Here is a 13034-nt window from a genome sequence, read left to right as displayed (position 1 = left end):
CTGCATTTGGAAGAACCCAGGCCAATCATTCGCGCTGACAGCCGCCGGCAGCACCAAAAGACGGCATTCCAAAGGACCCAGTCCTTTGGCGGGGTGGCTTGGAGGGGCAGCGCCCCTCCAATCTTCGCCCCATGACGCGCATCCTCCTCAGCCGCCTCGCGCAGATCGCGCTGACCCTCGCCATCCTCTCCTTCTGCGCCTTTGCCCTCATCGCGCTTATGCCGGGCGACCCGATCGAGGTCGCCATCGCCGGCGACCCGCGCCTGACCGCCGAGGACGCCGCGCGGCTGCGCGCCCTGCATGGTCTCGATCGCCCCTTCACCGAGCGCTACCTCGCCTGGGCCGGAAACCTGCTGCGCGGCGAGTTCGGCTATTCGCGCCTGTTCGCTCAGCCCGTCGCATCACTGCTTGGCCCAGCGCTGCTGTCCACGCTCGGTCTCGCCGGCACGGCGCTCGTCATCGCGCTGGTCGCGGGTGTGGCACTCGGCGCGCTTGCGGCATCGCGGCCGCGCGCGGCGCCCTTCGTCGATGCCGTCGCCGTCCTGGACCAGGCGATGCCCACCTTCTGGCTCGGCATCCTGCTGATCATCGCCTTCGCGGTCACGCTCGGCTGGCTGCCGGCGGGCGGCAGCGCCGAAGCGGGGCTGGGGCTCGACCACCTGGTGCTGCCGGTCGCGACGCTGGCTGTCGCCCATCTCGCCGGCTACGCCCGGCACGCCACGGCAAGCCTTGAAACCACGCTCACTGAACCCTGGATCCGTACCGCCCGCGCGCGTGGCGCCACCGAATCCCGCGTGCTGTTTCGCCACGCCCTGCCCAATGCCGCGCTGCCCATCCTGCAGATCGCGGCACTCGATGCCGGCGCGCTGGCCGGCGGTGCGCTGGTCACGGAAACCGTCTTCGCGCGGCCCGGCATGGGCAAGCTGCTCTACGACGCGGTGATGGGCAACGACACCAACCTCGCACTGGTGGCGCTGCTGCTGGTCGCGCTGGTGACGATGCTGGCGACACTCGGTGCTGATCTCGCGCAGCGGGCGCTCGACCCGCGGCTGCGCGAGCGGTGATCCGCCTCGCGACAGGCCTGGCGCTGCTCGGAACGCTTGCGCTCGCGGCGCTGGCCGCCCCGTTGGTGGCCGATGCGCTCGGCCTGGATCCCTTCGCACCCGATCTGCTGGCCCGCTTCGAACCACCATCGGCCGCGCATCCGCTCGGCACGGATGATCTCGGCCGCGACATCCTGCTGCGGCTGCTGTTCGGCGCACGGGTCTCCCTCGCGGTCGGGTTGGCGGCAGCCCTGACGGCAACGGTCATTGGCACCACGGCGGGCGTCATCGCCGCCTGGCGCGGCGGCGCCGCCGATGCGGCGATCATGCGGTTGGCGGATTTCATGCTTGCCCTGCCTGCCCTGCCACTGCTGGTGCTGCTGGCCGCCGCCGACCCGTCGCGAATCGGCCTTCCGGCACGCGGAGAAGCCGCCGGCGACGTGCTGCGCATCGTCGCCATCCTTGCCATCTTCGGCTGGGTGGGCGTCGCACGGCTGGCGCGCGCGGCGGCGCTGGCCACACTGTCGCGCGACCATGTCCGCGCCGCCCGTGCGTTGGGGGCGACCGAAGCGCGCATCCTGCGCCGCCACGTCCTGCCGGCGCTGTTGCCGCCGATCGCGGTGGCCACGGCACTTGCCGTCGCGGGCGCGATCCTCGCCGAATCGACGCTGTCCTTCCTGGGCCTCGGCATCAGCCCGCCGGCGCCGTCCTGGGGGAATATGCTCGCCAACGCGCAGGAACTCGTGTTCAGCGCTCCCTGGGCGGCGGTCTGGCCCGGCCTTGCGATCATGGCGACTATCGCCGGCTGCACCCTGGTCGCCGACGGGCTCCGCAGGCGATAATAGTGAGATCAGGCCACGGCTTGGACATCTCGCGTTGCTCCGGATCAAGGCATGGCCTTGCCAGCCCCGGCAGGCTGCCCGACATGGCCTTGATCGACGGCCCGAAACCGCTGCTGCCAGGGAGAGCAGGACTATGCCGAACACCCCCCTTTCGAAATCGATGCTGGATCTGCTCTCGCATATCAGCCTGCCTGCGGCCGAGCGGCAGTTCGGCAATGGCGATGCCTCGCTGGCCGATCCGGCGACCGCCCTGCCGCAAACGCTGACTGGCACCGCCGCCCTGCTCGACCACCTGCTGGCCGAGGTGGAGGAAGACCTGCGCGAAGGCCGCAGCCAGGCCGCCGGCACCGCGCTCGGCATTGCCGGGACGCGCCTGGCCCTGGACGGGATGCGCGGCAGCAGCCCGCCCCAGCATGTCGAGTGGCTGGCCGCCCATATGCGCGCCGCGGCGAGCGAACTGGCCGCCAACCAGCCCGGCAAGTCGCTGAAGGCGGTTCGCCTGGCGCGGCTCGCCCTGCGTCCCTGACGGATCGCCGGGTGCGCGGCATTGCTGCGCACCCGCACAACGGCGGCAACCGGTGACCTCGGGCCATTCGAAACATGTCCGATCAGTCATTTATCGGATAGTCTTACGACAGGCGCATAGGAGTAGGAGATTCCGACGAGGTCACGGATCCCCCCGACCGTACCGACCGTTCGACAGGTCACATCGGCCGATAAAGGATCCGCTGCCATGTTCCGTGCCTTCCTCCTTGCCGCCGGGTTGATTCTCGCCCTCGGCTCGCTCAGCCCCGCCGAGGCGACACGCAGCCGCGCCCGCTCGACCGGCACCGAAGCAACCGCCGCTTCTTCCGAGGCGCCGCGCGCGTCCTCCTCCCATCGCAGCCGCCGCAATGAGGCGAATCGCCAGCGCCGCAGCCGTGGCTCGGCCAGCGCGTCGCGCCAGCGTCGCGGGTCGCAGCATGCCTCGAACACCACGGGTTCGCGCCGTGGTTCGCGCAGCGCGCCGGCCACCGCCACGCAGTGACGGTCGCCATCCGCGCCGTTTGAAAAAGGGGGCCGCGAGGCCCCCTTTGTCGTTCCTGGCAAAGTGATTCACCGACAGCGGGCCAGTGTTCTTCGCACGGGGACCACATCTGCGATCGACCCACCGACGCTCGGCCTGAGGCGCACCCTGGTCAGCCGGAACCGGATCCGTTCGCTTTCGCTCACGCCTCCTGCTCTATGCCCTTATTTGAGCGTGTGATTCACGCCTCCGGTGATTCTACTGCGGCGATCACGCTCCAACGGCCGACACCGATGCGCGCTGCTGCGCAACACGCCACGACATCATCCGCGCGATCGCGCCCGGACCGAACCGCGCCCCCGTCGCCCGATGCCCCGCATTGGGCGGCGAACGCACGGCGCAACCGCGCGCATCCCATCCGCTACCGCCGGCAGCACAGTGCGCGGCGCGAAGCCAGGGGCCGCGGATGCGCTCCACCCGGCGTTGTGGGACGCTCGAAACCCGCCGCAGGCGCCCCCCCCCCCCCGCATCAGTCCCCGATCACCCCGCCATCCTTCTTCACGATGGCGATCACCGCCGGGCGCGGCGGCACGCCATCCTCGAAATCCGGCCACCGCGTCGAAGGCCGGTCGAAGGACGACCCGGCATCCTCGCCTGGATGCTGGATGGCGAGGAACACCGTCCGGTCGTCCGGCGTGAACCGCGGCCCGCAGACCTCCGCCCCCGTCGGCGCCTGGTAGAACAGCCTGGTCAGCGCGCGGCCCGGGCCGCGCGTATCGGCGGCATACAGGCCATCCGCGACCCCCGCGGCCACCGGTGCACCATCGGTCGCGATCCAGATCCGCCCCTTGCTGTCGAAAGCGCAATTATCCGGACAGGACAACCAGCCCTGCTCGGTGGCGCGGTGGTACTGGGCGCCGGGATCGATGCCCGGCCGGCCGGCCATCAGGAACAGCGCCCAACGCATCTCGCGTGCGGCGTGGTCCACCTCGACGGTGCCGGCGCCGGGCGGGATGAATTCCACCACATGGCCGTGGACGTTGCGCGGGCGCGGATTGGCCGCATCCACCTGGTTCGCCGTGCGCCGCGCATTGTTCGTCAGCATGGCATAGACGCGGCCCGTCGCCTTGTTGGCCTCGACATCCTCGGGCCGGTCCATCGGCGTGGCACCCAGCAGCGTCGCCGCCTGGCGGGCATGGATCACCACATCGGCCTGGCTGCGGAAACCGTTCGCCTCGGTCAGCGGCCCCTGGCCATGCACCAGGTCCAGCCATTCCACCTTGCCGTCTTCCGACAGCCTGGCGACCGCCAGCGTGCCGTCATCCATCAGGTCGCGATTGGCGGCGCGGTCCTGCGGGTCGAAGGGCCGGGCGGTGACGAAGCGGTAGATGAATTCGAAGCGTTCATCGTCGCCCATGTAGAAGACGACGCGGCCATCCTTGTTGACCGCGTGGGTGCAGCCTTCGTGCTTGAAGCGCCCGAGCGCGGTGCGCTTCACCGGCACGCTGGCCGGATCGTAGGGGTCGTATTCGACCACCCAGCCGAAGCGGTTCGGCTCATTCGGCTCGCGGCCGAGGTCGAAGCGTTCCATGTGCTGCGGCCAGGAGTACAGCGCCGGCTGCGTCAGGCCATAGCGCCGCCAGGCGGCGTGGCGCGGGTTCTGCGGATTGGCCGCATCGGCGCCGCCGAAATAGTAGTTGAAGTTCTCCTCACAGGTGATGACCGTGCCCCAGGGCGTATTGCCGCCGGCGCAGTTGTTCAGCGTGCCAAGCACGCGCATCCCGGTCGGATCATCCTTCGTCTTCATCGCCTCATGCCCCGCCGCGGGACCCGCGACACGCATCGGCGTGTCGCCGGTGATCCGCCGATTGAAGCGGCTGTCCTTCACATAGGCCCAGCGCCCGTCGACCTTGCGGATCTCGACGATCGACATGCCGTGGGCAGCCACCTCCGTCTGCGCCTGTTCGGCATTGGCGCGCAGCGCGGCGGACCGCCCCGCGCCCAGGCCCGGCCACATCAGGTTGGTGTTGGTGTATTCGTGGTTCACCGCGAGCAGCCCGTGATCGGCGGCGTTCGACCCCTGCGGCAACGGGAAGAAGTCGAGGTAGTCGTTGTTGTAGCCGAACTGCTTCGCCTGGCTGCCCGGCGTGGAGCGACCGGCCTGGAACGCAGCACCGTCGGCGAAGATCGGATCGCCCCAGCGGATCACCGTCTGCGCCTCATAGCCCTCCGCGACGGAATCGCGCTGCGAGAGCTGATGACGCAGTTCCTGGAAGCCAAGCGTCGAGGGCCCGCCGGCCACCGGCACGCCCTGCGCCGCCGCCGCGTCCGGCAGCATGGCCAGCGCCGTGGCGGCGACACCAGCGCCGAACAGCGCGCGGCGTCCGTACCGCGCCTCGATCAGCGCGCCGATCGACCGGCGCGGATCGGGGTTGGAGGTGCCGGCATCCTCCGCGGCGCCGAATGTCTCGGCCTCGGGCGTCGGCTTGAGGTCGCTGAGCGTCATGGCTTTGGTCCGTCCGGAATAGTGCCGGCAGGGTGTCCGGCGGCGGCCGGAGATTGACCGCAGGCCAGGGTGCCGGGAACCGGGTGCAACGTGAAGAATCTGTTGCAGTGCACGCCGGGGGACTTGCGGCCCGGCGCCGAAGCGGGTTCGCGGATGGCACGACACCGGAAAGGGCCTGACGCCGTCCGCGCGACGTCGCGCCTCCATCAAAGGCGAGAGACCGGCGGCCCTGCCTCCTGATACCAACGGCCGAATTCTTCGCCCGTTGGTATCGGCTTCGGCGTGCTCTCAGACGCGTCGTGCCGAAGGCACGCCCATGGCATGACGCGCAAACCTCCGGTTTGCTTGGCTTTCGCCGGACTGCCGGCGGGCCGCCTTCGCGGCCTCGGCACGAGTCAATCACTCGTGCCGTTGGTTATGACATGTGGAGCCTCGGGCAGGATCCGTTCGCTTTCGCTCACGCCTCCTGCCCCATGCCTTCGTTTGATCGCGTGATTCGCGCCTCCGGTGATTCCACCCGCGACGATCACGCTTCAGAGCGGCCCTGCCCCTCTCGGTCTCACCCCACCAAAGGCTTCAGGCCTTTGGAAACCTCGACCTGGGGCGGGTCGGCGGGAAGCATCCGGACGCGGGACCACCGGTGGCGCTTCACGCCCATACCGCCTCGCCCAGCGCCAAAAGCCCGCGGTCCAGGGGCCCGCAGGCCCCTGGCGGGGTGGTTTGGAGGGGCAGCGCCCCTCCAGTTCGCACCTTCCGCCCCGCTCCCCCTCACCGCACCAACGTCACCACCATGCTGCGCGGCGGTTCGTCCGGCCGCAGGTTCGGCCAGCGTGTCGCGGGGGCGGCCCAGGTCGCGCCGGGGGCAGCGCCGGGATGCGCGACGGCGGCCACCAGCGTGCCATCCGGCGCCACCGCCGCGCCGGCCGCGGCCGCGCCGATAGGCGTCGCGAGCAGCAGGCTCGGCTGCCCGCGCCCGGCGCCGCTCACCGGCACGCGATACAGCGCTTCGGGCAACGCGCCGGGGCGGGCGCCGCGATCGGTGCCGACCAGCAGCGCGCCATCGCGATCGAAGCCCAGCGAGGCCGGCGCCCAGGGCCAGGCAGGCACGGCGGCGGGCGCCTCGCCCCGCCGGACGGGCTGCGCCGGGGCCTCCTGCCCGTTCAGGATCACCTCGGCGACGCCGGTCTCGGCGGCCACGTCGCCGGCTGCGGCGCGAAATTCGAGGACCTGGCCCGCCCCGCCGCGCGTCGCGACGCACAGCCGCTTCTGCTGCGCATCGAAGGCGACCGCGCGCGGTTGGTCGAGTGGCGTTGCCCCGGCATTGCGCGCCGCGGCCAGCGGGTCGCCCTGTTGCAGCGGCAGCCAGCGCAGCGAACCGCCCTCGAAGCGAGCCGCCGCCATGCGCCCGGCGTCCAGGGCGCGAACCCCGGCCGACTCGTCCGACAGGAAGCGATAAAGGAAGCCACCCGGCCGGCCGTCCACCATCCAGACCACGGCCCGGCCATCGGCGGCGAGGCCCGCAGCGGCGTCCACCGCGCCGAAACGCCCGGGCGCGGCACGTTTCACCGGCACCGAGGCGGGGTCGGAGGGGTCGAGTTCGGCCAGCATGCCGGTCGCGCCGGGATCGATGCCGGGCACCCGGCCGGCCCAGGCCGCGCCGCCGCCTTCCGCGAGCAGCACGCTGCCCCAGGGCGTGGCACAGCCGCCGGTCACGCCGATGATGCCCACGGCCGGACCGCCATCGGCACCGAGCCGGCACAGCGTGGCGGCTGTCAGGCGACGGTTCTGGAAGCCGCCATCGATGACGGTCCAATTGCCGCCGCGCCGGGCGATGTTGACCAGGCTGACACCCTGCATCGCGCCCGCCACCTCCGGCCGGTCGCGCGCGTCCGGAAAGGCCATCGCGGCATCCACGGTCGGGTGCGCCACCACCAGCAGGGCGCGCGGCACGCCGTCATCGGCGGTCTGGGCCGGCACCAGCGCCAGGATGCGCGCATCCCAACCGAACTGGCTGGCAGCGGCCTCGACGGTCGGCCGCGCGGGATCCCAGGGGGGTGCGTCGAAGGTGACGCGGTCGCCCCAGCGGATCAGCGCGCCGCGCTGGATGCCTGGTGCGACGAAGTCGTCCTGCCGGATGGTCAGCGACTGGGCGCGCAGCGCCGGGGCGGCGAGGACCAGAGGCGCGGCAAGCAAGGCGCGGCGGGCGATCATGCGACATCCTCCTCGATCGGCGGCGGGATGTGGGCGCGCACGGGCGGCAGCGCCACGGTCCAGGCTTCCACCTGCACCAGGCAGGATTGCGCGGACGGCCCCTGCCCCAGCCTGGAGGTTCCGATATCCGGCGTCAGCACGTTGGGATTGCCATGGACGCACAGGCTGCCGGGCACGCCCGGTTCCAGCGGGTCGAACCAGGCGCCGGTCGCCATCATGGCCACGCCGCGCATCAGCCCCGCATCGATGCGCAGCCCACCAAGGCAGGCGCCGCGATCGTTGAACACGCGCACGATCTCGCCGGGCTTCAGCCCGCGTTCGGCGGCGTCATCGGGATTGAGCGTGATGGGTTCGCGGCCCTGGATCTTGTCCGCCGCCGCGACCCGGCCGGGATCGAGCTGCCCATGCAGCCGCGTCGCCGGCTGGTAGGACAGCAGGTGCAGCGGGAAGCGCTTCGCCTGCTCGGCGCCGAGCCATTCGCGCGGTGCGATCCACACCGGATGGCCCGGCGCATCGTCGTAGTGGAAGGACGCGATGGTCTCGCTGAACAGCTCGACCTTGCCGGTGGCGGTGTCGAGCGGATGCTCCTCGGGATCAGCGCGGAATTCGGCGAACTGGGTGTATTCGTCGCCACGCTTCGGCGCTTCCGCTTCCCACCAGCCCTTCGCCCAGAAGGCATCGAAATCGGGCGTGTCGAAGCCGAGCCGCGCGCAGTTCCGGCGCCATTGCTCGAACAGGTGGCGCAGCCAGGCGTCCTCGTTGCGCTGTTCGGTGAAGCGGTCGCGATAGCCGAGTTCCTCGGCGATGTCGGCGAGGATGTCGTGGTCGTGGCGTGCCTGGCCCACCGGGTCGATCGCCTTGTGCATCGCGCGCACGAAGCGGTCGCGGCCCGACGAGGCGATGTCGTTGCGTTCGAGCGTGGTGGTGGCCGGCAGCACGATGTCCGCATGGCGTGCGGCCGCGGTCCAATGCTGTTCCTGGATGATGATCGTGTCGGCCTGCGCCCAGCCGCGCAGCATGCGGTTGAGGTCCTGGTGATGATGGAACGGGTTGCCGCCGGCCCACCAGATGATGCGCGTGTCGGGATAGGTCTGCGCACGGCCGTTGAAGTCGTAGGTGCCGCCGGGATTCTCCAGCATGTCGGTGATGCGGGCGACCGGGATGAAGGCGCCGGTCGGGTTGCGTGTCGCAGGCATCGAGAAGGACGGCACGTCCTGCCGCGGCTCGCCCATGCCGTTCACGCTGCCATAGCCATAGGCCACGCCCTCGCCGGGCTTGCCGATCTTGCCGAGCATCGCGGCAAGGGCCGCGAGCATCCAGTAGGGCTGTTCGCCGAAATCAGCGCGCTGCAGCGACCAGGTGGCGGTCAGCATCGCCGGCTGGTCGGCCAGTTCCATCGCGATGCGCCGGATCGTCGCGGCCGGGATGGTGGTGATGGGTTCGGCCCATTCCGGCGTCTTCGCGACGCCGTCCGCCTCACCCATGACGTAGGCGCGCAGCCGGTCCCAGCCGACGCAACGCGTGGCGAGGTAGTCGCGATCCTCCCGCCCCGCCATCACGATGGTGTGCGCCATCGCCAGCAGCAGCGCGGTGTCGGTGCCCGGGCGGATCGGGATCCATTCCGCGTTGCACCAATCGGGCACATCGGCGCGGTTGGGCGAAACCTGGATGAAGCGCAGCCCGGCCGCGGCGGCTTCGCGCAGGTTGATCTCGTTGGAATGCCGCCCGGCGGCACCCGAGGTTACCAGGCCGTTGCGCAGCGGCAGCCCGCCCAGGCACAGCATCACCTTCGAATACCGCGTGATGGCCGCCCAATCCGTCGTGCGGCCCAGCAGAACCTCATTGGTGCCGAGGATATGCGGCAGAAGCGCCTGCGCGGCGGCGTAGGAATAGGCGTTGACCTGCCCGGTATAGCCGCCGCCCAGGCCCAGGAAGCGCTGCAACTGGCTGCGCGCATGGTGGAACCGCCCGGCCGAGGACCAGCCATAGGAACCGCCGAAGATGCTGGTCGGCCCGTGCTCGGCACGGACTCGGCGGGTTTCTTCCGCCACCAGCCGCACCGCCCGGTCCCAGGTCACGGGGACGAAGGGGTCGCCGCCCCGCAGCGCACCACGCCGGCGACCCTCCAGCCAGCCCTTCCGGACATAGGGTCGGTCCACCCGGCAGGCGGCGTGGACGATGTCGGGCACGCTTTCGATCAGGCTGCCGGGGAAGGGGTCGCGGGCGAAGGGGCGCACGCCGACCACCCGGCCCTCCTGCACCACGGCGTCGTAGGTGCCCCAATGGGCGGCATGCGGCTTGATCTCGGTCATGGAGGCTCCTTCGCGCCGAAAGGTGGCGCGGGCATGGCTGCGCCGCAACAGCCGCCCCTTGGGTGGTGCGGCGGACCGGCCTAAGGTGCCCGCCTCGCCCGCCGAGGAAGGCCCATACCGACATGACACCGCCGCGCAATTCCAACGCCGCTCGCGACATCGCGAACGTGCTGCACCCCTATACCGACGCCAAGGCGTTCCAGCAGACCGGTCCGCTGGTCATCACGCGCGGCAAGGGCGTGAAGATCTACGACGAGCAGGGCAAGGAATACATCGAGGCGCTGGCCGGGCTGTGGTGCGCCAGCCTGGGCTTCGACAACGAACGCCTGGTGCAGGCCGCGACCAACCAGATGCGCAAGCTGCCCTTCTACCACTCGTTCACGGCGAAGTCGCACGAGCCGATGATCGACCTGGCGGAGATGCTGATCGAGCGCGCGCCGTCGCCGATGAGCAAGGTGTTCTTCGGCAATTCGGGGTCCGAGGCGAATGACTCCGCGCTGAAGATGATCTGGTACATGAACAACGCGCTGGGCCGACCGAAGAAGAAGAAGGTCTTCGCGCGGCTGAAGGCGTATCACGGCATCACGCTCGCCGCCGCGTCGCTCACCGGCCTGCCGGCCAACCACAAGCTGTTCGACGCGCCGATCGCCGGTGGCCGCTTCGTCCATGTCGGCACGCCCCACCACTACCATGAGGCGAAGCCGGGCGAGACCGAGGAAGCCTTCGCGACGCGCCTCGCGGACGAGTTGGAAGCCCGCATCATCGAGGAAGGCGGCGCCGAGGAATGCGCGGCCTTCTGGGCCGAGCCGGTGATGGGCGCTGGCGGCGTCATCGTCCCGCCCGCGACCTATTTCGAGAAGATCCAGGCCGTGCTGAAGAAGTACGACATGCTCTTCGTCGCCGACGAGGTGATCTGCGGCTTCGGGCGCACCGGCAGCTACTGGGGCTGCCAGACCTTCAACATCCAGCCCGACATCCTGGTCTGCGCCAAGGCGCTGTCGTCCTCCTACCTGCCGATCTCGGCGGTGATGGTGAACGAGACCGTATTCCAGGGCATCGCCGAAGGCTCGTCCGCCGTCGGCACCTGGGGCCACGGCTTCACCTATTCCGGCCACCCGGTTGCCGCGGCCGTCGCGATCGAAACGCTGAAGATCTACGACGAGACGAACATCGTCGCGCATGTGGCCGAGGTCGGCGCGCACATGCAGGCGGAACTGCGCCGCCGCTTCACCGACCACCCGCTGGTCGGCGAAGTGCGCGGCGTTGGCCTGATCGGGGCGATCGAACTCACCTCCGACAAGGCGGCGCGCAAGCCGATCGACCCGGCGAAGAAGGCCGGTGCACGGCTGTGCAAGCTGGGCGAGGAACATGGCGTGATCCTGCGCGCCATGATCAACGACAGCATGGGCTTCTCGCCGCCGCTCGTGATCACCAAGGACGAGGTGACCGAGATGCTGGACCGCGTGGGCAAGGCGCTCGACGCGTTGGCCGTGGACCTGCGGCGCGAGAGCATCGCGGCAGTCTGACGTTCGGTTGGAGGGGCTTTGCCCCTCCAAACCACCCCACCAAAGGCTTAAGGCCTTTGGAAACCTCGATTTGGTGCCGGGCAGGTTTGTCGTGCCGGCTGGCCGATTGCGTGTCGGGCGCAAAGGCGGGTTTCGGCAAATTCCTGACAGCAGCGCACGGCGCCAAGTGACGGCATTACAATGGGCGCTGGGGTGATCTGGAGGGGCGGCGCCCCTCCATCCTTCCGTCCCGACACCCGGATCCATCCGTGAAGATCACCGCCCCCGCACTGCCCGTCGCCGTCGCCCTGCTGCTGGCCCCGCTCGCCGTCGTGCTGCAATCCAAGGCGATGGCACCGATCGCTCTGGTGTCGCTCGCATTGTCCATCATCGCCTTCTGGCGGCAGGACCGCGCGCTGCCCTGGCCGGGCGGCGCCGCGCTGGCGATGGGTCTCGCACTCGGCCTGTGGGGCGCGATCAGCGCGGCCTGGGCGATCGAGCCTGCACGCGCGCTGACCACCGGCCTGTCGCTCGCCGGCATGGTGGCCCTGGCCGGCGGCGCCGCCCGGGCCCTGGATGGCAGCGATGGGCCGACGCGGCGCACCATGATGCTGCTGATCGCCGCCGGCCTGGCGGTCGGGCTGGCCGCCGCGACGATCGACACGCTGACCGGCAACGCCATCCGTGCCGGCGTGCGCGGCTTGCGGGAGGTGCCGGCGACGCTGGCCTTCGGGCTGAAGCCCGCCGGATCGTTGATGGCGCTGCTGCTGCCGCTCGCCGCGGCGTTCCCCTGGCCGGTGGCGCCGCGCATCGCTTTTCTGTTGGCCGGAGCGGGCTTGCTGATCGTGCTGCCGGGTGACACGGCGAAGATCGCCGCGGTGGCCGGGTTGGCGGCAGCCGGGGCCGCGGCACTGTGGCCGCGCGTGGTGCCGCGGCTCATCGGCGCGGGCCTTGGCTTCAAGATCCTGGCGATGCCATTCCTGGTCGCCGCCATCCCCGCCCTGCCGGTCGAGCGCCTGCCGCCTTCCGCCCTGCATCGCATGCTGATCTGGGACTTCGCCGCGGAGCGCATCGCCGAGCGTCCGCTGCTCGGCTGGGGCATGGAGGCCAGCCGCGAAATCCCTGGCGGCCAGGATCAGCCAGGCGCCGCCGCGTTGGACCGGCTGCGCGTGACCGACCCGGCCCTGCGTCGCTGGTTCGCCGAACCGCACGTGCACATCCTGCCGCTGCATCCGCATAACGGGGCGCTGCAACTGTGGCTCGAACTGGGTGCCGTCGGCGCCGCGATCGCGGCGCTGCTCGCCTGGTTCCTGGGCGTGGCTGCCGCGCGCGCGCCATCGCCTGCCGCGGCCAGCGGTGCGCTGGCCTCGGCGGCGGTCACGGCGATGCTGTCCTTCGGGGCGTGGCAGGCCTGGTGGGTGGCGGCGATGCTGCTTGTGGCGGCGGTGTGCGGCGCGCTGCCGGTGCGGGGCGTCACCCGGGGTCCTGCCCTCCCCGGCCCCCTCCCGCCAAGGGCCTAGGGCAGATCCCGGTCGGGTGAAGATGCTCGCAAAAACAAAAGGCTGGAGCCGCTGCCGTGAGCCAAGGCGAACGGGAGCGCCTCTACAGT

General features: G+C 70.6%; 9 protein-coding genes. 6 read left to right on the top strand and 3 right to left on the bottom strand.

Translation table 11 applies throughout. The features are described from left to right. The first annotated feature begins 131 nt into the window (after positions 1 to 131). From AAFN86_RS19330 to AAFN86_RS19315, 4 genes are all read left to right on the top strand, one after another. A complete protein-coding gene (locus tag AAFN86_RS19330; protein ID WP_347545167.1) occupies positions 132 to 1064 on the top strand; it encodes an ABC transporter permease in 933 nt (310 codons plus the stop codon). Continuing rightward, the gene (locus tag AAFN86_RS19325) at positions 1061 to 1885 is read left to right on the top strand and encodes an ABC transporter permease (RefSeq protein WP_347545165.1); all 825 of its coding nucleotides are present in this window, start codon (positions 1061 to 1063) and stop codon (positions 1883 to 1885) included. Before AAFN86_RS19330 ends, AAFN86_RS19325 begins: the two co-directional genes overlap by 4 nt. Positions 1886 to 2018: 133 nt before the next feature. Beyond that, positions 2019 to 2411, top strand: a complete 393-nt coding sequence (locus AAFN86_RS19320; RefSeq protein ID WP_347545164.1) for a hypothetical protein — start codon at positions 2019 to 2021, stop codon at positions 2409 to 2411. A 207-nt stretch (positions 2412 to 2618) separates the two neighbouring features. After that, positions 2619 to 2912, top strand: a complete 294-nt coding sequence (locus tag AAFN86_RS19315; RefSeq protein WP_347545162.1) for a hypothetical protein — start codon at positions 2619 to 2621, stop codon at positions 2910 to 2912. 508 nt (positions 2913 to 3420) lie between these two features. Here the strand turns inward: AAFN86_RS19315 and AAFN86_RS19310 are convergent. From AAFN86_RS19310 to AAFN86_RS19300, 3 genes are all read right to left on the bottom strand, one after another. Further along, the gene (locus AAFN86_RS19310) at positions 3421 to 5397 is read right to left on the bottom strand and encodes a PhoX family phosphatase (RefSeq protein ID WP_347545160.1); all 1977 of its coding nucleotides are present in this window, start codon (positions 5395 to 5397) and stop codon (positions 3421 to 3423) included. 768 nt (positions 5398 to 6165) lie between these two features. Continuing rightward, positions 6166 to 7608, bottom strand: a complete 1443-nt coding sequence (locus AAFN86_RS19305) for an alkaline phosphatase PhoX (protein WP_347545158.1) — start codon at positions 7606 to 7608, stop codon at positions 6166 to 6168. Continuing rightward, positions 7605 to 9920, bottom strand: a complete 2316-nt coding sequence (locus AAFN86_RS19300; RefSeq protein ID WP_347545156.1) for a molybdopterin-dependent oxidoreductase — start codon at positions 9918 to 9920, stop codon at positions 7605 to 7607. The genes AAFN86_RS19305 and AAFN86_RS19300 overlap by 4 nt, the downstream gene beginning before the upstream one ends. A gap of 122 nt (positions 9921 to 10042) precedes the next feature. On the opposite strand from AAFN86_RS19300, the gene AAFN86_RS19295 reads away from it, so the two are divergent. Together AAFN86_RS19295 and AAFN86_RS19290 are read left to right on the top strand one after the other, a co-directional pair. Beyond that, entirely contained in the window at positions 10043 to 11446 is a 1404-nt protein-coding gene (locus tag AAFN86_RS19295) for an aspartate aminotransferase family protein (RefSeq protein WP_347545154.1), read from the top strand. 248 nt (positions 11447 to 11694) lie between these two features. Then, positions 11695 to 12945: an O-antigen ligase family protein gene (locus tag AAFN86_RS19290; protein WP_347545152.1), complete on the top strand. Its 1251-nt coding sequence runs from the start codon at positions 11695 to 11697 to the stop codon at positions 12943 to 12945. Positions 12946 to 13034 lie beyond the last annotated feature (89 nt).

This window comes from Roseomonas sp. CAU 1739 (assembly GCF_039839775.1).
Lineage (GTDB): Bacteria > Pseudomonadota > Alphaproteobacteria > Acetobacterales > Acetobacteraceae > Neoroseomonas.
The sequence above is the reverse complement of the archived record's forward strand: the minus strand, read 5'-3'. Positions and strand labels throughout refer to the sequence as shown.

What these genes read in the sequence shown, in the direction of transcription:
- AAFN86_RS19320 (WP_347545164.1), top strand. Translation starts at nt 2,019, where the DNA reads ATGCCGAACACCCCCCTTTCGAAATCGATGCTGGATCTGCTCTCGCAT.
- AAFN86_RS19305 (WP_347545158.1), bottom strand. Translation starts at nt 7,608, where the DNA reads ATGATCGCCCGCCGCGCCTTGCTTGCCGCGCCTCTGGTCCTCGCCGCC.
- AAFN86_RS19310 (WP_347545160.1), bottom strand. Translation starts at nt 5,397, where the DNA reads ATGACGCTCAGCGACCTCAAGCCGACGCCCGAGGCCGAGACATTCGGC.
- AAFN86_RS19300 (WP_347545156.1), bottom strand. Translation starts at nt 9,920, where the DNA reads ATGACCGAGATCAAGCCGCATGCCGCCCATTGGGGCACCTACGACGCC.
- AAFN86_RS19295 (WP_347545154.1), top strand. Translation starts at nt 10,043, where the DNA reads ATGACACCGCCGCGCAATTCCAACGCCGCTCGCGACATCGCGAACGTG.
- AAFN86_RS19330 (WP_347545167.1), top strand. Translation starts at nt 132, where the DNA reads ATGACGCGCATCCTCCTCAGCCGCCTCGCGCAGATCGCGCTGACCCTC.
- AAFN86_RS19315 (WP_347545162.1), top strand. Translation starts at nt 2,619, where the DNA reads ATGTTCCGTGCCTTCCTCCTTGCCGCCGGGTTGATTCTCGCCCTCGGC.